Source organism: Enterobacter cloacae complex sp. IR5459 (assembly GCF_049238005.1).
Taxonomy (GTDB): Bacteria; Pseudomonadota; Gammaproteobacteria; order Enterobacterales; family Enterobacteriaceae; genus Enterobacter; species Enterobacter hormaechei_C.
On record NZ_JBMKIG010000010.1, the window covers coordinates 38,649 to 57,881 of the forward strand.

At 55.9% G+C, this 19,233-nt stretch carries 17 protein-coding genes; 6 read left to right on the forward strand and 11 right to left on the reverse strand.

The window, feature by feature from the left end; genetic code table 11:
* From dam to pilM, 9 genes are all read right to left on the reverse strand, one after another.
* Window positions 1–813, reverse strand: coding sequence for an adenine-specific DNA-methyltransferase (gene dam / locus ACOTX4_RS19245; protein ID WP_023323825.1), 813 nt, complete (start codon window positions 811–813; stop codon window positions 1–3).
* Between the two features lie 67 nt (window positions 814–880).
* Window positions 881–2,170: a cell division protein DamX gene (gene damX, locus ACOTX4_RS19250; protein WP_421635413.1), complete on the reverse strand. Its 1,290-nt coding sequence runs from the start codon at window positions 2,168–2,170 to the stop codon at window positions 881–883.
* Window positions 2,171–2,262: 92 nt separating this feature from the next.
* Window positions 2,263–3,351, reverse strand: coding sequence for a 3-dehydroquinate synthase (gene aroB / locus ACOTX4_RS19255; protein WP_003861631.1), 1,089 nt, complete (start codon window positions 3,349–3,351; stop codon window positions 2,263–2,265).
* A 57-nt stretch (window positions 3,352–3,408) separates the two neighbouring features.
* Window positions 3,409–3,930, reverse strand: a complete 522-nt coding sequence (gene aroK / locus ACOTX4_RS19260; protein WP_003861630.1) for a shikimate kinase AroK — start codon at window positions 3,928–3,930, stop codon at window positions 3,409–3,411.
* Between the two features lie 286 nt (window positions 3,931–4,216).
* Window positions 4,217–5,455, reverse strand: coding sequence for a DNA uptake porin HofQ (gene hofQ / locus ACOTX4_RS19265; protein ID WP_003861628.1), 1,239 nt, complete (start codon window positions 5,453–5,455; stop codon window positions 4,217–4,219).
* A complete protein-coding gene (locus tag ACOTX4_RS19270; RefSeq protein WP_003861627.1) occupies window positions 5,367–5,771 on the reverse strand; it encodes a HofP DNA utilization family protein in 405 nt (134 codons plus the stop codon). The genes hofQ and ACOTX4_RS19270 overlap by 89 nt, the downstream gene beginning before the upstream one ends.
* Window positions 5,761–5,940, reverse strand: a complete 180-nt coding sequence (locus ACOTX4_RS19275) for a hypothetical protein (RefSeq protein ID WP_022651950.1) — start codon at window positions 5,938–5,940, stop codon at window positions 5,761–5,763. Before ACOTX4_RS19275 ends, ACOTX4_RS19270 begins: the two co-directional genes overlap by 11 nt.
* A 276-nt stretch (window positions 5,941–6,216) precedes the next feature.
* A complete protein-coding gene (locus ACOTX4_RS19280; RefSeq protein ID WP_045330075.1) occupies window positions 6,217–6,708 on the reverse strand; it encodes a PilN domain-containing protein in 492 nt (163 codons plus the stop codon).
* Window positions 6,708–7,481, reverse strand: coding sequence for a pilus assembly protein PilM (gene pilM / locus ACOTX4_RS19285; RefSeq protein ID WP_023314952.1), 774 nt, complete (start codon window positions 7,479–7,481; stop codon window positions 6,708–6,710). Before pilM ends, ACOTX4_RS19280 begins: the two co-directional genes overlap by 1 nt.
* A 120-nt stretch (window positions 7,482–7,601) precedes the next feature.
* On the opposite strand from pilM, the gene mrcA reads away from it, so the two are divergent.
* The gene (gene mrcA / locus ACOTX4_RS19290) at window positions 7,602–10,154 is read left to right on the forward strand and encodes a peptidoglycan glycosyltransferase/peptidoglycan DD-transpeptidase MrcA (protein ID WP_045330072.1); all 2,553 of its coding nucleotides are present in this window, start codon (window positions 7,602–7,604) and stop codon (window positions 10,152–10,154) included.
* Window positions 10,155–10,248: 94 nt separating this feature from the next.
* On the opposite strand, the gene nudE is transcribed toward mrcA, so the two are convergent.
* The gene (gene nudE, locus ACOTX4_RS19295) at window positions 10,249–10,809 is read right to left on the reverse strand and encodes an ADP compounds hydrolase NudE (protein WP_003861622.1); all 561 of its coding nucleotides are present in this window, start codon (window positions 10,807–10,809) and stop codon (window positions 10,249–10,251) included.
* A gap of 327 nt (window positions 10,810–11,136) precedes the next feature.
* Here nudE and ACOTX4_RS19300 point away from each other — a divergent pair, with 327 nt between their 5' ends.
* From ACOTX4_RS19300 to hslO, 4 genes are all read left to right on the forward strand, one after another.
* Window positions 11,137–13,275: an intracellular growth attenuator family protein gene (locus ACOTX4_RS19300; protein WP_045330068.1), complete on the forward strand. Its 2,139-nt coding sequence runs from the start codon at window positions 11,137–11,139 to the stop codon at window positions 13,273–13,275.
* Window positions 13,276–13,339: 64 nt separating this feature from the next.
* On the forward strand, window positions 13,340–14,023 hold the full coding sequence (yrfG, locus tag ACOTX4_RS19305) for a GMP/IMP nucleotidase (protein WP_006812237.1): 684 nt from the start codon (window positions 13,340–13,342) through the stop codon (window positions 14,021–14,023).
* On the forward strand, window positions 14,020–14,421 hold the full coding sequence (gene hslR, locus ACOTX4_RS19310) for a ribosome-associated heat shock protein Hsp15 (RefSeq protein ID WP_003861618.1): 402 nt from the start codon (window positions 14,020–14,022) through the stop codon (window positions 14,419–14,421). The genes yrfG and hslR overlap by 4 nt, the downstream gene beginning before the upstream one ends.
* Window positions 14,422–14,439: 18 nt before the next feature.
* On the forward strand, window positions 14,440–15,324 hold the full coding sequence (gene hslO, locus ACOTX4_RS19315; RefSeq protein ID WP_006812239.1) for an Hsp33 family molecular chaperone HslO: 885 nt from the start codon (window positions 14,440–14,442) through the stop codon (window positions 15,322–15,324).
* 122 nt (window positions 15,325–15,446) lie between these two features.
* Here hslO and ACOTX4_RS19320 read toward each other — a convergent pair whose 3' ends face one another.
* Window positions 15,447–17,204, reverse strand: a complete 1,758-nt coding sequence (locus tag ACOTX4_RS19320; protein ID WP_045330066.1) for a DUF4153 domain-containing protein — start codon at window positions 17,202–17,204, stop codon at window positions 15,447–15,449.
* 376 nt (window positions 17,205–17,580) lie between these two features.
* Between ACOTX4_RS19320 and pckA the strand changes: the two genes are divergently transcribed.
* The gene (gene pckA / locus ACOTX4_RS19325) at window positions 17,581–19,200 is read left to right on the forward strand and encodes a phosphoenolpyruvate carboxykinase (ATP) (protein ID WP_003861616.1); all 1,620 of its coding nucleotides are present in this window, start codon (window positions 17,581–17,583) and stop codon (window positions 19,198–19,200) included.
* Window positions 19,201–19,233: the final 33 nt, after the last annotated feature.

Genomic DNA, 19,233 nt, shown 5'->3' on the forward strand with positions numbered 1-19,233 from the left:
TCAGGGTCGATAAAGCGCCAGAAGTTCGTCCACCTTTTTACGTGTGCCGCCGTTGCTGCTAATGCTACGCCGCACTTTTACCTGAAAATGCTTCGCGGCTTTGTACCATTCGCGCGTATCAGGCGTGTCGTGATTCGAAATTAACACCGGAATTCTTTTGCTGACCAGCTTTTCCGCCATCTCAGCCAGACGAGCCTGCTCGGCCGGGCTGAAGCTATTGGTGTGGTAGGCGGTGAAATTTGCCGTGGCAGACAGCGGCGCGTAAGGCGGGTCGCAGTAGACCACCGAGTTTACGCCCGCCAGTTCCATGCACTTTTCATATGAGAGACAGTAGAACTCGGCATTCTGCGCTTTTTCAGCAAAGTGATACAGCTCGTCCTGCGGGAAATAGGGACGCTTATAGCGGCCAAACGGCACGTTAAACTCGCCACGCAGATTATACCGGCACAGACCGTTGTAGCCATGGCGGTTGAGATAAAGAAACAACAGCGCGCGACGGAACGGATCCTGGCTTTGATTAAACTCAGCGCGGAACTGATAGTAGACGTCCGGGTTGTTGTTCTCTGGCGTAAACAGCTTCCGTGCCTCTTCCACATACTCATCGGTACGCAGTTTGACGATGTTATAGAGGCTAATAAGGTCGCTGTTGATATCCGCCAGGATATAACGAGAAAAATCGGTATTCAGGAACACCGATCCAGCACCCACGAAGGGCTCGATAAGACACTCGCCTTTCGGCAGGTGCTTTTTAATATCGTCGAGCAGGGGGTATTTCCCCCCTGCCCATTTCAGAAAAGCGCGATTTTTTTTCATGCTGACTAACTGATTACACCTTCTCCGGCTGTGGAGAAAGCTCCGACAGCATCCTGCGCTTTAAACATTACTTCAGATCGGCCTGCACCTGATGAATCGGCTTCGCCCACGGGTTTTTCGCCTGCACGTCGGCTGGCAGCGTGGAAACGGCACGTTTTGCTTCATCTTTGGAAGCATAAATACCACTCACCAGCACATACCACGGTTGACCGTTACGGGTCGTCTGATAAACCACGTAGTTTTTCAGATTCGATTTCTTCGCCCAGGCGTTGAGGTTGTCATAGTTAGACGAACTGCTCAGCTGAAGGGTGTAGTTGCTGGAAGAGGCCGACTGCAAAGAACCCACGTTGCCCGTCGTTTTACCTGGCGAAGCGCCCGTTTTGGCTGCGGGAGCCGCAGGTGTTGTTGCAGCAGGCGCCGCTGTGGTCGCCGTCGCTTTCGGAGCAGCGGTTGCTGCTGGCGTTGGCGCTTTAACCGGCTGGCTCACCGCAGGTTTTGTCTGCGCTGGCGCTTTCGTTTCTGGCGCTTTTGCCACGGCCTGTGGTTTCGTCTCACGCTTCGGCTCAATCACAGCCTGCTTACGCTCCTGGCGTGGTGCAGTCTGCGTCTGGCGCGGTTTGGTTTCCGTTGCCGCCGTCTGCTGCTGGGCATTGCTGCCATGAACTGGCGCAACGGTGGCTGGTTCAGTTGGCAGCGTGGAGTTCACCACGGCAGCGTTAACCTGTTCCTGATTCTGCGGCTGCATCAGCGCGTTGTTCAGATCGCCCTGAACCTCAACACGCTGCTGGCCTTCAGGCGTAGCTGGCGCCTGGCCCTGAGTCGGGGTAGAAGAGACAGGCGGCAGAGAGATATCCTGACCGGCGCTGGTGTTGCCTGCGGTCTGCTCTGCGGAAGTGGTGCCCGGCGCAGGCTGAGCGCCATTCGCCTGGTTGCTCGCATCGTTACCAGACAGGTCGATGCTCTTCTCGGCAGACGCGGTCTGCTCGGTAGAATGGGTAGAAGGGGCTTTTAGCGCGGAACCAATGCCGACAATCAGCAATACCAGCACCAGAACGCCAAGGCCCATCAGGATGTACTGACGGGAGGCCGGTTTTGCCGCTACCGCTTTTTTACGCTTGCGCGGTCGACGTTCAACAGGCTGTTCATCCATTAACTCTTCTTCGGATTCAAACTCCTCGTCTTCACGCTCATTGCGCGCGTTGCGGCTACGCGAAGGGCGACGATCGTCTGCATCCAGATCGACATCGTCAAAGTTGATCTGCGGCTCGTTATCACGTTCTGAAGATTGACGAGAACGACCAGTACGACGATCGCCGGGATCGGGTTTCAGCTCGTCTTCTGGTTTGAATTCATCCATTTAACACCCCACTCAAAGGCTTCTGCCAACGACTCTGCATTAACCTGAAGCTAAAACGACCACCTGTTACAGCGGTCTGACCTTTCTAGTTGTTACGCTTGCTGACAATCAGCAATAGCGCCAAGTACGACTTCGTGCGGCACTCCGCCGCGCACTTCACTTTTCCCTATTGCAAGCGGGAGTACCAGACGCATCTCACCTGCTAATACTTTTTTATCGCGCATCATGTGGGGAAGGTACGCCTGCGCAGACATTTCCTGCGGACCACTTACCGGCAAGCCAGCACGTTTAAGCAACGCGATGATACGTGCTGTCTCTTCCGGCCTGAACTGCCCCAGACGTTCAGAGGCACGCGCCGCCATAACCATTCCGGCAGCGACAGCTTCACCGTGAAGCCAGTTACCGTAGCCCATTTCGGCTTCGATCGCATGACCAAACGTATGCCCCAGATTCAGTAAAGCACGTAAGCCGGTTTCACGCTCATCTGCGGCAACGACTTCTGCTTTCAGCTCACAACAACGGCGAATACAGTAGGCCATTGCCTGCCCGTCGAGGCGCAGCAGCGCATCCATATTCTCTTCCAGCCAGGTGAAGAACTCCCCGTCAAGAATAATGCCGTATTTGATCACTTCTGCAAGGCCGGACGCCAGTTCGCGCGCTGGCAAGGTTTTCAGACAGTCGAGATCCACCACCACCGATGCAGGCTGGTAGAACGCGCCAATCATGTTTTTGCCGAGCGGATGGTTAACCGCCGTTTTACCGCCCACAGAAGAATCGACCTGTGAGAGCAACGTGGTTGGAATTTGAATAAAGCGCACGCCGCGCTGGTAGCTGGCAGCTGCAAAACCGGTCAGATCGCCCACAACGCCGCCGCCCAGGGCAAGCAGTGTTGTATCACGACCGTGCGGTTTTTGCAGAAGTGCGGTAAAGACGGTATCCAGTACCGTCAGGCTTTTGTACTGCTCGCCATCGGGCAGAATCACACTGTCGACCTTCACGCCCGCCTGCTCAAGCAGGTGACGTACACGGTCGAGATAAAGCGGAGCCAGCGTCTCGTTGGTGACCAGCATCGCCTGATCACCCGCTTTCAGTGGTAAGAAGGAAGCTGGGTCGTTAAACAAACCAGCCGCGATGGTGATAGGGTAACTACGTTCCCCGAGAGTAACTGTAATCCTCTCCATGACGCGACATCCACCTTAAATGCTTTTACCCGCAGGCGAGTGTATATATAGCCAGAATCAGTTGCTTTCCAGCATATGAATAATCTGGTTTGCAACCACTTTAGCGCTTTGATCGTCAGTACGAATGGTCACATCAGCAATCTCTTCGTACAGAGGATTGCGTTCATCGGCCAAAGCTTCCAGAACTTCACGTGGCGGTGTTTCAACCTGCAACAACGGGCGCTTTTTATCACGCTGCGTGCGTGCCAGCTGTTTTTCGATGGTCGTCTCAAGATAGACCACTACGCCACGGGCGGAGAGACGGTTGCGGGTTTCGCGAGATTTTACAGAGCCGCCGCCAGTTGCCAGCACAATGCCCTGTTTTTCCGTGAGTTCGTTGATCACTTTTTCTTCTCGGTCACGGAAACCTTCTTCGCCTTCTACGTCGAAGACCCAGCCCACATCCGCTCCGGTTCGTTTCTCAATCTCTTGATCAGAATCGTAAAATTCCATATTGAGTTGTTGAGCTAACTGACGCCCAATAGTGCTTTTGCCGGCACCCATAGGCCCAACCAGAAAGATATTGCGTTTCTCTGCCATTTTTTCGGTACTACTAAGACTATTCGTTAATGGTAATCCCCGCTGCGCAGACACCCGGCGTAGCAGGACATGAACTGAAACCTCATTTGCAATAGAGCGAGAGTCAGACGAAAAATTATCTCAATACTCCGGCTTGTTTGGCAACTGATTAAATCACCGTTCCCGGCGCATAAGGAAATAAGACGTAAGTCCAACTCAAATCGGTACTCCTTGTATGCTAATTCATGCCCCACGTCAAACATCTGCAACAAACTGAATGCAAAATCATTGCGGGGATCGTTACCCATTACTGAATACTGACCAGACGTGGCGTGATAAACACCACTAACTCGCGCCGTTCGTTATCTTTTCCGTCATGGCGGAACAGCTGACCCAGCCACGGAATGTTGCCCAGCACGGGCACGCTGTCGCGTCCGGTTTTATTCTTTTGCGAAAAGATCCCGCCCAGCGCGAGCGTTTCCCCACTTTTTACCTCAACCTGCGTTTCGATCTCCTGCTTATCGATCGCCAGCGTTTCGCCGTCTGCCTGTTGCAGCACCTGGCCGGGCATATTTTCACTGATATGCAATTTCAGGCGCACACGACCACCCGGCAGAACCACCGGCGTGACCTCCATGCCTAATACCGCTTCTTTAAATTCAACGGATGTCGCCCCGCTCTCGCCGCTGGAAACCTGATACGGAATTTCGCTGCCCTGCTTGATGCTGGCCGGCTGCATGTGCGATGCCAGCAGCCGCGGGCTGGCGATGATATCCACCTGCTGCTTTTGCTCAAGCGCCGACAACTCAAGATCCAGCATCCTGCCGTTGATGCGCCCGATGTTAAACCCTGCGTGGGTGGTCGCACTGGCCACCGACAGGTCCGCACCCAGCGTCGTGACCTGACCCACTTTACTGGCCTCCGTTGCGTCAGCGAGGTTCCATTTCACCCCCAGTTCACGCAGGCTTTTTTCACTGATGGTCACAATCTGCGCCGCCAGTTCCACCTGCTCGACGGGCAGATCCATCTGCACAGCCCAGCGCTGGAGCATATCCACCACCGTCTGGTTATCCCTGACCAGGAAACGGTTGGTGCGCTTGTCGACGGAGAGACTGCCTTTCGGGCTTAAGAGCTTTTCCGCCGCTTTTTGCAATTCGCCCGCATCCGCATAAGCAAACGGAATGCTGTGAGAGTGCAGCGGGGCGTCGAGCAGACGCTGGGCCCGCTCCTGCTCTTTACGCGTCTGTTGCTCCCGTTGCCAGGCCGCCGTATGCACATAAAAAATGCCGCCCTCTTCCCGCAATACCAGCCCGGCGCTGTTCACTACCGTCTGAAGCGCCTGCCTCCAGGGCACCCGCGTTAAATTCAGCGAAAGCGAACCGCTGACATCCGGCGACACCACCAGATTGCGATCCTCCTGCGCTACCAGCGCCTGTAATATTTGCACCACCGGGACATCATCCACCAGCAGGGTGACCGGTTTTGGCGTCGCGGCCCACAGGGGCTGGCTGAGTACCGCCAGTAACAGCCCTATCCTTATCTTCACTTTTTTTCGTTCCTTCTCGTTGCCATGTCCATCGCTTCGGCTCGCACATATCGCCGACATCAACGGTCAGTTGTTGTCTATCTATCGCGCTCACCCGCCAGCCTGTCGGTAACCGCATCTGCGTTTTTACCCGGTGCCAGCGTTTCTGCCCGTCCTGCATAAGGCCGATATCCCTGCTGCCGCTGACTATCCCCTGATACCGCCACTGGCTGAGCTGCCCGGCTGCGCAACGCTCTTCCGGCACAGAGAAGGGATCCCGCATCCCGGTCAGGAAAAGCGGAGAAAGCAGGATGACTAAACGGGCTTTACTGCGCATGACCGATCTCCAGTTGCAGGCTGAGGCGTAACTGTTTGCCCTGTGGGATGATGGAAAACGCACTCACCCGCACGTTCTCAAGCGCCAGCCGGGAAAAGAGCGCCGGAACCGCGCCCCATGAGGCATCCAGCGCCAGCTCTCCCCCACTCTGCTGCGGCTTCCAGTACACCAGCCTTGCGTCCTCACGCTGAAATGCCAGGGGAGAAAAGGGCCGCGAGGGCGTCACTTGCGTAAACACTGCTTGCCGTCCGGCCTCTGGCCACAGCGAGGCGTTGATTCGCTTCGCACTGATGGCCTGCGCCTGAACATCGGCGTAACGCAGAGCAGCGGGCCTGAGCAGTAGTTCCCAAATTGCCCACGCAACAAGCCCCGACGCGATCAACCAGCAAAGGACGCGCCGGGAAGGACGTGCATCAGCCCAGCGTTGATACCAGATACCCACCGGCTACCTCCGGCTATGCAGTTTAAAAGAGAACATCCATCGCCCCAGGCTATCCTGTTGCAGTTCGCCTGCCGGTCCGGGGTTAAATCCCGTCACCCTTTTCAGCGCATCGGTCATGGCTGCGAGCGCTGGCAGTGAAGTGGTATAGCCGGTCAGGGTCAGCGAGGGTGGCTGATAACGCAGCGCCGTCAGCCACGCCTGCCGGGGCATTGCGCTGGCAAGCGATTCCAGCGCGGGTTGCCAGGCCGGATCAGACGGCGGCGAAGGGGTTTTCAGCCCCGCTGACTGCGGCTGACGGGCTCTCAATACTTTCTGCACCGCCCGTGTCCCCGCCAGTTCGCTCTGCAACGCCTGTAACGCGAGAGACTGCGTCGCCCGCAGGCTGATACCACCCGCCAGCATCACCAGCAATGAGGCGGCAAACAGCATCCCCCAGAAGCGCAGGCGCTGATTACGTTGCTGCCGACGCCAGGGTAAAAGATTGGGCATGCTCATTACGGCGCCTCGCTCATGGCCAGCGCCAGGGCGACGGTGTAATCAGCACCGCATTCCGGCAGCGGCGGCTGGCACAGCGTCACCGCTTCCCAGGGATCGCGGGCAGCATCAAACACGGCGATATCAGAAGAAGAAAGCGCAAGCAGCGCCGCCAGTTCATTCACCGTCGCCGCTTCTGTGGTGTAGCGCCGCCCCCACTGGTGACGCATCGCCCATAGCCACTGGTGTTGATCTCTCCAGGCGACGCACCGGGCGGGGGCAACAGCAGAGAGAAGATTAGCCAGCGCGCCGGCATCCGGGGCGATTGCTGCCAGACGCAAACGCAGCGCGTTCGCCAGCGTCAACAGGGTATCGACCTCTCTGTTTTGCGCTGCGGTAACCTGAAAAGTGTTGCTGAACGTATCCTGCGCGTAGTCAAAGCAGAGCGTATCGGCGGGCATCTCCAGCTCACGCGCTAATGCGGCGCCTACCCAGGTGAGCTGTTCGCTGTCACGCAAGGTAACGGATGGACGGGGCAACGCGCGTTGCAGAACGCGCGTTGCCGGAAATGAGAGGAATACCCGATGCGAGTGCGGCAATGTTTTCCGCCAGCCACGTAATGCGTTAACCAGCTCTTCTGGCTTAAGTATTTTGCCTTCCCCGATAACGCCGTCCGACAGCGGCACCGCCCACCAGCGCCGTAAACGCCATCCGGCCCGCTCTCTGGTCAGCGCTACCGCAACCACCTTATCCTGTTGAATATGAACACCTGTTTGCCACGTTTTAAAAGCCATGCTTCACGATCTCCTTATCGCCCGTCGGAGTGACGGCTATATCAATGAATCAGGCTTGCCTTTATACTACCGCGCGATTGTTTAGAAACTGCCCAGGCTAAACCAAATGGGAAATCTCCGGTGAAGTTCGTAAAGTATTTATTGATCCTTGCAGTCTGTTGCATTCTGCTGGGAGCAGGCTCGATTATTGGTTTGTACAAATATGTCGAGCCGCAACTCCCTGATGTCGCCACGCTTCGTGATGTGCGGCTTCAGATCCCTATGCAGGTCTATAGCGCCGATGGTGAACTGATGGCGCAATACGGCGAGAAACGTCGTATCCCTTTGACCTTAAATCAAATCCCACCCGTGATGGTGAAAGCTTTTATCGCCACCGAGGACAGCCGTTTTTACGAGCACCACGGTGTCGATCCGGTCGGTATTTTCCGTGCGGCAAGCGTGGCGCTGTTCTCCGGTCATGCCTCTCAGGGGGCAAGTACCATTACCCAGCAGCTGGCGCGTAACTTCTTCCTCAGCCCGGAAAAGACGCTGATGCGTAAGATCAAAGAGGTGTTCCTCGCGATCCGCATTGAGCAACTGCTGAGCAAAGACGAGATCCTTGAGCTTTACCTCAACAAGATCTATCTGGGCTACCGCGCCTATGGCGTAGGGGCTGCGGCTCAGGTTTATTTTGGTAAGCCGATCGATCAGCTCACGCTGAGCGAAATGGCGACCATTGCCGGCCTGCCAAAAGCGCCATCCACGTTTAACCCGCTCTACTCGCAGGACCGCGCCACCGCGCGCCGTAACGTGGTGCTGTCGCGTATGTTGAGCGAAGGCTACATCAGTCAGTCTGAGTACGATAAGGCGCGCAGCGACGTTATTGACGCCAATTACCATGCGCCGGAAATCGCCTTCTCTGCACCGTATCTCACTGAAATGGTTCGCCAGGAGATGGTGAGTCGCTACGGTGATAAAGCGTATGAAGATGGTTATCGCGTCTATACCACCGTGACCCGCAAGGTACAGCAGGCTGCCCAGCAGGCGGTGCGTAATAACGTGATGGATTACGATATGCGTCACGGCTATCGCGGCCCGTCCAACGTGCTGTGGAGAGTGGGCGAAGGCGCATGGGACAGCAAAAAAATTACTGATTCCCTGAAAGCGCTGCCGACCTATGGCCCGCTGCGTCCGGCTGTGGTCACCCAGGCCGATCCGCAGGAAGCGGTGGCGATGATGGCCGATGGTACATCCGTTTCGCTGCGCATGGAGGGTATCCGCTGGGCGCGTCCGTACCGCTCTGACACTCTTCAGGGCCCGACGCCACGTAAAGTGACCGATGTGGTACAAACCGGACAACAAATCTGGGTCCGTCAGGTCGGTGATGTCTGGTGGCTGGCGCAGGTGCCGGACGTCAACTCTGCGCTGGTCTCCATCAATCCGCAGAACGGTGCCGTGATGGCGCTGGTTGGCGGGTTCGATTTCAACCAGAGCAAATTTAACCGCGCGACCCAGGCACTGCGTCAGGTTGGTTCGAACATCAAACCGTTCCTGTATACCGCGGCGATGGATAAGGGGCTGACGCTCGCCAGCATTCTCAACGACGTGCCAATTTCCCGCTGGGATGCCGGTGCGGGCTCTGACTGGCAGCCGAAGAACTCTCCGGCGCAATACGCTGGCCCTATCCGTCTGCGTCAGGGCCTTGGCCAGTCGAAGAACGTGGTCATGGTTCGCGCGATGCGTGCGATGGGCGTTGATTATGCGGCAGAGTATCTGCAACGCTTCGGCTTCCCGGCGCAAAACATTGTTCATACCGAATCTCTGGCGCTCGGCTCCGCGTCCTTTACGCCGCTCCAGGTCGCTCGTGGCTACTCGGTGATGGCGAACGGGGGATTCCTGGTCGATCCGTATTTCATCAGCAAAATCGAGAACGATCAGGGCGGCGTACTGTTTGAAGCGAAACCGAAAATTGCCTGCCCTGAATGCGATATTCCGGTGATTTACGGCGACACGCCAAAATCCAATGTCCTGGAAAACAAGGATATGGAAGATGTGGCGATCTCTCAGGAACGTCAGAATCTGGCGGTGCCGCAGCCTCAGCTGGAACAGGCCAATCAGGCGCTGGTCGCCCAGAGTGGCGCGCAGGAGTACGCCCCGCACGTGATCAGCACGCCGCTGTCGTTCCTGATTAAGAGCGCACTGAACACCAACATCTTTGGCGAACCGGGCTGGCAAGGCACCGGCTGGCGAGCGGGCCGCGATTTGCAGCGCCACGACATCGGCGGCAAAACCGGGACAACCAACAGTTCAAAAGATGCCTGGTTCTCAGGTTATGGCCCGGGCGTTGTCACCTCGGTCTGGATTGGTTTTGACGATCACCGCCGCACTCTGGGGCGCACAACCGCTTCTGGCGCGATTAAAGATCAGATTTCCGGTTATGAGGGTGGGGCTAAGAGTGCGCAACCGGCGTGGGATGCTTACATGAAGGCCGCTCTCGAGGGCGTGCCGGAGCAGCCGCTAACGCCTCCGCCGGGCATTGTCACGATCAATATTGACCGCAGCACCGGACAGCTTGCGAATGGCGGCAACAGCCGTGCCGAGTATTTCATCGAGGGTACGCAGCCAACCACGCAGGCGGTGCATGAGGTGGGTACAGAGATCATTGATAACGGCGAGACGCACGAACTGTTCTGACGCCAACTAAAAAGCCGGGTGGCGACTACGCCTGACCCGGCCTACAACATCAATGCAAAACGGCAACCTTCGGTTGCCGTTTTTAATGGTGGCGCTATAAACGCCCCTGCCCCTTCAGCCACTCCCGCACCAGGAACAGTGCGCTCACGTTGCGCGCCTCGTTAAAGTCAGGATCTTCCAGCAAATCCATCAGATGAGCCAGCGGCCAGCGAACCTGCGGTAGCGGTTCCGGCTCGTCTCCTTCCAGCGATTCAGGATAGAGATCTTCCGCGACAACGATGTTCATTTTGCTGGAGAAATAGGACGGCGCCATGCTCAATTTTTTCAGGAACGTCAGCTCTTTCGCGCCAAAACCGACCTCTTCTTTCAGCTCCCGGTTTGCCGCTTCAAACACCGTTTCGCCCGGATCGATCAGTCCTTTGGAGAAGCCCAGCTCGTACGATTCTGTGCCCACGGCGTATTCACGAATGAGGATCAGGTGCTCGTCGACGATGGGCACAATCATCACCGCTTCACGCGAGGAGGGGCGCATACGCTCATAAACACGACGCACACCGTTGCTGAACTCCAGATCCACGCTTTCGACATTAAACAGACGCGATTTCGCGACGGTTTCAACATTCAGAATGGTGGGTTTTTGTAAGGGTTTGGTCATCTTGACGGGTCTTTGCTGGGTGAACTGGCTTTATTGTGCGATACGCCGCACGGTTTCGGCAATGTCAATTGCTCTTTATTTACATTTATGCAACGTAATTGAATGCAATTCTCATTTCAAAACAAATGTCAAGAGGTTGAAATGTTTCCAGGAATTTGCTGATATCGCGCCGGAACAGGCTTTGTTATCATTACCGGTCACTGGGATGCGCGTCAACATGCTCAAGTTAGACTCCATACTTGCCGATAGCCGACCACAGAATCTCATTCATTGTACAAAAGGTGCGACTGACAACACCTGTAAGAAGATAAGTAAGATGGGGAAAGCATGAGCACCATTTTGATTTTTCTCGCTGCTGTGCTGGCCTGCGCGTCGATTGCGGTGTGGGTATTCAGGCGCCGCGTACATCGCCGTTATCGGCTGCCCTTTTTGAACGCGTTCGCCGGGGCAAACACGCGCAAGCTTTCGCCAGAGGAACGCAGCACCGTTGAGCAGTATCTCGACACGCTGAACCGATCCCGGCTTTCGCCTGGCCCTACCGGCGCCAGCGCCGCCCCCGTATCGCTCAACCTTAACGCCCAAAGCGACACCGTTCTGTGCGTGACGCGCTCCATTACCCGCTACGGCATTACAACCGACGATCCCAACAAGTGGCGTTACTATCTCGACTCTGTTGAAGTGCACCTGCCTCCCTTCTGGGAGCAATATATCAACGACGAAAACAGCGTCGAGCTCATCCATACCGATACGCTGCCGCTGGTTATCTCCCTCAATGGTCATACGCTGAGCGAATATGTTCAGGAAGCGCCACGCTTTGCGCTGGAACGCGCAAGCGGAACGCAGGCCTCTATTCGCGGTGAAGAGACTGAGCAGATTGAACTGCTGAACATCCGCCAGGAAACGCATGAAGAGTACGTCCTGAGCCGCCCGGATGGCATTCGCGAAGCGGTGTTGATTGTCGCCTCGTTCCTGCTCTTTTTCATCTGCCTGCTGACGCCGGACGTGTTTGTTCCGTGGCTCGCGGGTGGCGCAGTACTGCTTCTGGCCGCCGGGCTGTGGGGCATATTTGCTCCGCCGGTAAAAACGTCATTACGCGAAATTCACTGCCTGCGCGGAACCCCAAAACGCTGGGGACTGTTCGGTGAGAACGATCAGGAACATATCAACAATATCTCGCTCGGGATCATCGATCTTATCTACCCGCGCCACTGGCAGCCGTGGATTGCGCAGGACCTTGGCCATAAAACGGATATTGATATCTATCTCGACCGCCACGTTGTACGCCAGGGGCGCTACTTATCCCTGCACGACGAAGTGAAAAACTTCCCGCTTCAGCACTGGCTCCGCAGCGCGGTGATTGCCGGTGGCGCCGCGTTAATCTTCATCATGCTGCTGCTCTTCGTGCCGCTGGATATGCCGATTAAATTTACCCTGTCGTGGATCAAAGGGGCGCAAACTGTGGAAGCCACCAGCGTACAGCAGCTCGAAGAAGCGGGTGTACGCGTGGGGGATACGTTGCGCCTCAAAGGCACCGGGATGTGTAATATCCACACGCCGGGCGCCTGGAACACGCGCCAGAACTCGCCGTTCGCGCCGTTCGACTGCTCTCAGATCATCTGGAATGACGCCTCTCCGCTGCCGCTGCCGGAATCGGATGTGGTCAATAAGGCCACTGCGCTCACCCAGACGATTAATCGCCAGCTCCATCCAAAACCGGATGATGATTCTCGCGTCAGCCCTGCCCTGCGTTCGGCTATTCAGAAGTCGGGCATGGTGCTGCTGGATGACTTTGGCGAAATCGTCCTGAAAACAGAGGATCTCTGTTCCGCCCAGGATGACTGTATCCGGCTGAAGAACGCGCTCGTCAACCTCGGCAACAGCAAAGACTGGGACGCGCTGGTGAAACGCGCCGAAGCGGGACGCCTGGACGGTGTGAACGTGCTTCTGCGTCCGGTCAGCGCCGAGTCGCTGGATAATCTGGTGGCGACCTCTACCGCCCCCTTCGTGATGCGTGAAACCACCCGTGCCGCCCAGGCGCTTAACAGCCCGGCGCCGGGCGGTTTTGTGATTGCCAGCGATGAAGGCAGCGACCTGGTGGATCAACCTTATCCGCAGGTTTCGCTCTATGACTATCCTGCCCAGGAGCAGTGGAGCGAATTCCAGCGTCTGGCGCAGATGCTGATGCAGACGCCATTCAGCGCGGAAGGGATCGTCACCACCCTCTTTACCGACGCCAACGGCACGCGTCATATTGGCCTGCACCGTATGCCGGATAGCGCTGGCCTGTGGCGCTATATAGGGACATCCCTGCTGCTGATTGCGATGCTGGCGTGCATCGTCTGGAACGGTTATCAGGCCGTACGCCGCTATCAGCGTTCCCGCACGCGGCTGGCAGAAATCCAGGCCTACTACGAAAATTGCCTTAACCCGAAACTGATCTCCTCTTCTGAGAGCCTGATCGGATAACGTCCCTGCGCGACAAGTTGTGCTACCCTGTCGCGCACGTTTCTTCTGGCTGGAGTTCCCCCTTATGCATCTTGATATCGACTGGCAGGCGGTCGATACCGTCCTGCTTGATATGGACGGCACGCTGCTTGATCTCGCCTTTGATAACTATTTCTGGCAAAAGCTGGTCCCGGAAACTTACGGTGAACAGCAGGGGATCTCCCCGGCAGAAGCGCAGGAATTCATTCGTTCGCAATATAGCGCGGTGCAGCATACGCTAAACTGGTACTGTCTTGACTACTGGAGCGAGCGACTCGGTTTGGATATTTGTGCCATGACCACCGCCCAGGGCGCACGCGCCGTACTGCGCGACGATACGGTCCCGTTCCTGGATGCGCTGAAAGCCTGCGGTAAGCGCCGCATTTTGCTGACGAATGCGCATCCCCATAACCTGGCCGTGAAGCTGGAACATACCGGTCTTGCTTCACACCTTGATTTATTGCTTTCCACCCACACATTTGGTTATCCGAAAGAGGATCAGCGGTTGTGGCATGCCGTGGTGGAAGAGACCGGTTTACAGCCGGAACGCACGCTGTTTATTGACGACAGCGAGCCGATTCTGGATTCTGCGGCCGCTTTTGGCATTCGCTATTGTCTGGGCGTGACCAATCCGGATTCCGGCCTGGCTGAAAAAAGCTATCTGCGACATCCGGGGCTGAACGACTATCGCCGGATGATCCCCTCACTCACCGTGAAGGAGACGCCATGAAAGAAAAACCCTCTGATGGGGTAAGACTGGATAAATGGCTGTGGGCCGCCCGTTTTTACAAAACGCGCGCCCTTGCCCGTGAAATGGTTGACGGCGGAAAGGTGCATTACAACGGTCAGCGCAGCAAACCGAGCAAGCTGGTTGAACTGAATGCCACGTTAACGCTTCGCCAGGGCAACGATGAGAAAACGGTGGTGGTGAAAGCCATTACCGAACAACGGCGGCCCGCAACCGAAGCCGTTTTGCTGTATGAAGAGACGGCCGAAAGCATAGAGAAGCGCGAGAAAACCGCGCTGGCGCGCAAAATGAACGCGCTAACTATGCCTCACCCGGACCGGCGACCGGATAAAAAAGAGCGCCGCGATCTGATGAAATTTAAACACGGTGAGAGCGAGTAACCCTCACCTGCACGAGAGATGAAAATGGCCCAACACGACCAATTACACCGCTATCTGTTTGAACAATTCGCCGTGCGCGGCGAGCTGGTCACCGTATCCGAAACCTGGAAACAGATTCTGGAAAACCACAACTACCCGCTGCCGGTGAAAACCCTGTTGGGCGAACTGCTGGTTGCCACCAGCCTGCTGACCGCCACGCTGAAGTTCGCTGGCGATATTACCGTTCAGTTGCAGGGTGATGGCCCGATGTCGCTGGCGGTGATCAACGGTAATAACCAGCAGCAAATGCGCGGCGTGGCGCGCGTTCAGGGCGATATCCCTGAAAATGCGGATCTGAAAACGCTGGTCGGAAATGGCTACCTGGTTATCACGATTTCGCCTGAAGAGGGTGAGCGCTATCAGGGCGTTGTCGGTCTGGAAGGCGACACGCTTGCCGCCTGCCTGGAAGATTACTTCATGCGTTCCGAACAGCTGCCAACCCGTCTGTTCATCCGCACCGGTGAAGTAGATGGTCAGCCTGCTGCCGGTGGTATGCTGCTTCAGGTTCTGCCTGCGCAGGATGCACAGACCAATGATTTCGAGCATCTGGCAACGCTGACGGAAACCATCAAAGCGGAAGAGCTGTTCACCCTGTCGGCGACCGACGTGCTGTGGCGTCTGTACCACGAAGAAGAAGTGACGGTTTACGATCCGCAGGCGGTGGAATTTAAGTGCACCTGCTCCCGCGAGCGTTGTGCCGGCGCCCTGAAAACGCTGCCGGATGAAGAGATCGACAGCATCATGGCGGAAGACGGTGAAATCGATATGCACTGTGATTACTGCGGTACGCACTACGTGTTTAATTCGATGGATATCGCGGAGATCCGCAATAACGCCTCTCCGGCGGATCCGCAGGTTCACTAAGCTCTGAGCCTGATGCCCGGCGGCGCTATGCTCGCACGGGCCTACAATGAATTGTGCAATTTTTTGATATGATTGCTAATTGTAGGCCGGGTAAGCGTAGCGCCACCCGGCAAGAAAAAGCACTAACGCCACTGCGCATTATTGTAACTGTCGTAGCTCATATCGACACGCTCCCCAAAAATCTCAATATCCGCCCAGGGCTTCACGACAGATTTCACTTTCCTCTGCCTTAATGCGCGGTCAAGTTCTCCTCTGGTCAATGCCTCCGGCATTTTCCACGCGTCCCCGGCGATCCTCCAGCCCGTGTTAGTTTGTGTGTAAGCCACGATCGTGCGATCGGTAAATTGAAATAGCACGGCTTCCGGCTTGCCGTCGCTGTTAAGATCCAGCGGCATAAGTAAACAGTTACTCTGGGCGCTATCGCAGCTCTCGAAGCGATACTGATTGCTGAGCATGGCTTGCCACAATGTCTTATCAGGATGAGCCATTCCCGGTGCGAGCTGGACCTGTTTTTCCAGCATCGCGGCGGTCATCTTACCTGCTCCGCCAGCATTCCTGGAGAGAAGACCATTTATTTCACGCTGGCGTTTTGGGTTAGAGATAAACTGCGGATCGTTTTGCAGCGTGAGCATCGCCTCCCGCCCCTTTCGTCCAGCGTTACTGAGCATATACAGGCTGACTTGATCCGCAGTTATTCTGCCGTCCTGATAGCGGGCCATATGGCTTGCAACACTTATTCGCCACGGATCCAGCACGGGGGTATGGACCAACGCCAGGAAAATGAGGGAAAGCAGCCCGGTCGCCGGGATGACGTACGCATGGATCTTCTGCGGTTCACGGCGCTGAATCAGAGCGCTGGCGCAAAAACCGATCGCCCAGACCAGCGCCACGATGGTTATCAATACCCCGTACAGACGCTCGGGTGACCAGCCGTATTGCGAAATGCGTAGCCACAGCGCCCACCCCGCCAGAACCGGATACGCGGGTACGATAGCCACAGCGAGGCGAATCATCCCTCGCAGCGGGGCATAGTAAGGCAGTGTTTGACGCTGTGGATGCCACACTATCGTCACCAGGAATAACAGCAGCAGCGCTAAGGTGGTCAGCAAGCCCGCGGCGGATATTCTGGCTGAAATGGATTCAAAGCCGACAAAAGGCAACGCGCCAATAAAGAGCAGCGCCAGCGCCGCCATCAGGGGAAGCAGACCGGTGGCGATGAGGGTCAGCAGATTTTGCAAGGCATGGATTAACCTTACCTGCATACGCGTGAGCACGGCCGCACTGGCTGAAACCACGCCAATCGCCACTGAAATAAACCCGTCAGAATGAAAGAAAAGACGATCAAAAAAGCCGATGCCGATAAGTTCGAAAAGCTCGGCCCAGAGGAAAAGCACCAGCCAGAAGAGACCATTCGAAACAAAAATAATGAGCAGTGTCAGCGCGTTATGCCAGTTTCGTTGATAAAAGTCGCTGTAGAACGAGGTAGTCGGGACGGGATCCAGACGCCGCTGAAGCCATGGCAACACGAACAGCGTCATCAGCAGCAGATGAAAGCCGAAAACGAGCATCTCATCTCTGAGATTCCAGCTTTCGAGTCCTGCAACGCTCCACTTAAGCCAGCCGCCCATACCCGCGACTGCCGCGCCGATCATCCCGAGTGACAGCCACAAAAATGGCTTTCTGGATGACGTCATGGCAAGAGACAACGTGGTTGTCATTACCACGGTGGCAGGTACTACACACATCAGCCACAGCGTATCCGATGGCAATTTTGCGTACTCGATATACCACGTAATTACATAGCAAATTACGCCCTGTAGAGCCCCCGCCAGCACGACGGCTACGCGCGTTAAAGCGGATAACGTCTCACGGTTTTCCATTTCTCATCCCTTGTTCATGAAAAATCTATTGTCTCATCAAAGCAAAACTCTGGCCCCCACCTCAAACTCTGAAAATAGCTGACCCAAGAGACCTGAATCGTTTTCCCAGTGTAACCCTTACGTAATTTTCTTACATGTATGCGATTACATTCACATTCTTCTGGATAAATTCACCAGAGATTAACCTTTTAAGAACATTTTCCCCATCCAAAAAGCGATTCCTGCGATAATCTGCCCGCCCTGTGACTGGAGTCGCAGCGTTTTCCGTTAGTAAGGGTTTTGACCAGATACGTAAATCTATGAGCCCCGTCGCGGTTAACATCCCCAGAAAAACCCTACAATTTCAGGCAGTACATATTGGCTAAGGAGCAGTGATATGCGTGTTAATGGTTTAACCCCGCAAGATCTCAAGGCTTATGGTATTCACGACGTCCAGGAAGTGGTCTACAACCCCGATTACGATACGCTGTATCAGGAAGAGCTCAATCCGGCACTGGAAGGATACGAGCGCGGTGTGTTGACGAACCTGGGTGCTATCGCCGTCGATACGGGTATTTTTACCGGTCGTTCGCCGAAAGATAAGTATATCGTCCGAGACGACACCACCCGCGATACGCTGTGGTGGGCTGATAAGGGCAAAGGAAAGAACGATAACAAACCGCTCTCCCCGGAAACCTGGCAGCATCTGAAAGGACTTGTCACCCATCAGCTTTCCGGCAAGCGTCTGTTTATTATTGATGCGTTCTGCGGCGCTAACGCCGACACCCGTCTCTCCGTACGATTTATCACCGAAGTGGCCTGGCAGGCGCATTTTGTGAAGAACATGTTCATTCGTCCAACTGATGAAGAACTGCAAGACTTCACCCCTGACTTTATCGTGATGAACGGCGCGAAATGCACCAACCCGCAGTGGAAAGAGCAGGGTCTGAACTCCGAAAACTTTATCGCCTTCAACCTGACCGAGCGTATCCAGCTGATCGGCGGTACCTGGTACGGCGGCGAAATGAAGAAAGGGATGTTCTCGGTCATGAACTACCTGCTGCCGTTGCGCGGTATCGCCTCCATGCACTGCTCGGCGAACGTCGGGGAAAAAGGCGATGTAGCAGTGTTCTTCGGCCTTTCCGGCACCGGTAAAACAACGCTGTCCACCGATCCAAAACGTCGTCTGATTGGCGACGATGAACATGGCTGGGATGATGACGGCGTGTTTAACTTTGAAGGCGGCTGCTACGCGAAGACCATTCGCCTGTCGGAAGAGGCAGAGCCGGATATCTACCACGCGATTCGCCGCGATGCGCTGCTGGAAAACGTCACCGTGCGTGCCGATGGCTCTATCGACTTCGACGATGCGTCTAAAACCGAAAACACCCGCGTCTCTTACCCGATCTACCACATCGAGAACATCGTCAAGCCGGTATCGAAGGCGGGTCACGCCACGAAGGTGATTTTCCTGACCGCAGATGCATTCGGCGTGCTGCCACCGGTTTCCCGCCTGACCGCCAGCCAGACGCAGTACCATTTCCTCTCCGGCTTTACCGCTAAACTGGCGGGTACCGAGCGCGGTGTGACCGAGCCAACCCCAACCTTCTCCGCCTGCTTCGGCGCGGCGTTCCTGTCGCTGCACCCAACGCAGTACGCGGAAGTGCTGGTGAAACGCATGCAGGCATCCGGCGCCCAGGCATACCTGGTAAACACCGGCTGGAACGGTACGGGCAAACGTATCTCCATCAAAGATACACGCGCCATCATCGACGCGATTCTGGATGGTTCGCTGGATAACGCCGAGACCTTTACGCTGCCGATGTTCGATCTGGCGATCCCAACAGCGCTGCCGGGCGTGGATACGCGTATCCTGGATCCGCGTAACACCTACGGTTCACCGGAACAGTGGCGTGAGAAGGCTGAATCGCTGGCGAAACTGTTTATCGAAAACTTCGAGAAGTATACCGACACCCCGGCGGGTGCTGCGCTGGTGAGTGCTGGACCGAAGCTGTAGGTAAAAGCAAAAAGGCAACGAAAGTTGCCTTTT

What these genes read in the sequence shown, in the direction of transcription:
- dam (WP_023323825.1), bottom strand. Translation starts at nt 813, where the DNA reads ATGAAAAAAAATCGCGCTTTTCTGAAATGGGCAGGGGGGAAATACCCC.
- damX (WP_421635413.1), bottom strand. Translation starts at nt 2,170, where the DNA reads ATGGATGAATTCAAACCAGAAGACGAGCTGAAACCCGATCCCGGCGAT.
- aroB (WP_003861631.1), bottom strand. Translation starts at nt 3,351, where the DNA reads ATGGAGAGGATTACAGTTACTCTCGGGGAACGTAGTTACCCTATCACC.
- aroK (WP_003861630.1), bottom strand. Translation starts at nt 3,930, where the DNA reads ATGGCAGAGAAACGCAATATCTTTCTGGTTGGGCCTATGGGTGCCGGC.
- ACOTX4_RS19270 (WP_003861627.1), bottom strand. Translation starts at nt 5,771, where the DNA reads ATGCGCAGTAAAGCCCGTTTAGTCATCCTGCTTTCTCCGCTTTTCCTG.
- ACOTX4_RS19280 (WP_045330075.1), bottom strand. Translation starts at nt 6,708, where the DNA reads ATGAGCATGCCCAATCTTTTACCCTGGCGTCGGCAGCAACGTAATCAG.
- pilM (WP_023314952.1), bottom strand. Translation starts at nt 7,481, where the DNA reads ATGGCTTTTAAAACGTGGCAAACAGGTGTTCATATTCAACAGGATAAG.
- nudE (WP_003861622.1), bottom strand. Translation starts at nt 10,809, where the DNA reads ATGACCAAACCCTTACAAAAACCCACCATTCTGAATGTTGAAACCGTC.
- ACOTX4_RS19300 (WP_045330068.1), top strand. Translation starts at nt 11,137, where the DNA reads ATGAGCACCATTTTGATTTTTCTCGCTGCTGTGCTGGCCTGCGCGTCG.
- yrfG (WP_006812237.1), top strand. Translation starts at nt 13,340, where the DNA reads ATGCATCTTGATATCGACTGGCAGGCGGTCGATACCGTCCTGCTTGAT.
- hslR (WP_003861618.1), top strand. Translation starts at nt 14,020, where the DNA reads ATGAAAGAAAAACCCTCTGATGGGGTAAGACTGGATAAATGGCTGTGG.
- hslO (WP_006812239.1), top strand. Translation starts at nt 14,440, where the DNA reads ATGAAAATGGCCCAACACGACCAATTACACCGCTATCTGTTTGAACAA.
- ACOTX4_RS19320 (WP_045330066.1), bottom strand. Translation starts at nt 17,204, where the DNA reads ATGGAAAACCGTGAGACGTTATCCGCTTTAACGCGCGTAGCCGTCGTG.
- pckA (WP_003861616.1), top strand. Translation starts at nt 17,581, where the DNA reads ATGCGTGTTAATGGTTTAACCCCGCAAGATCTCAAGGCTTATGGTATT.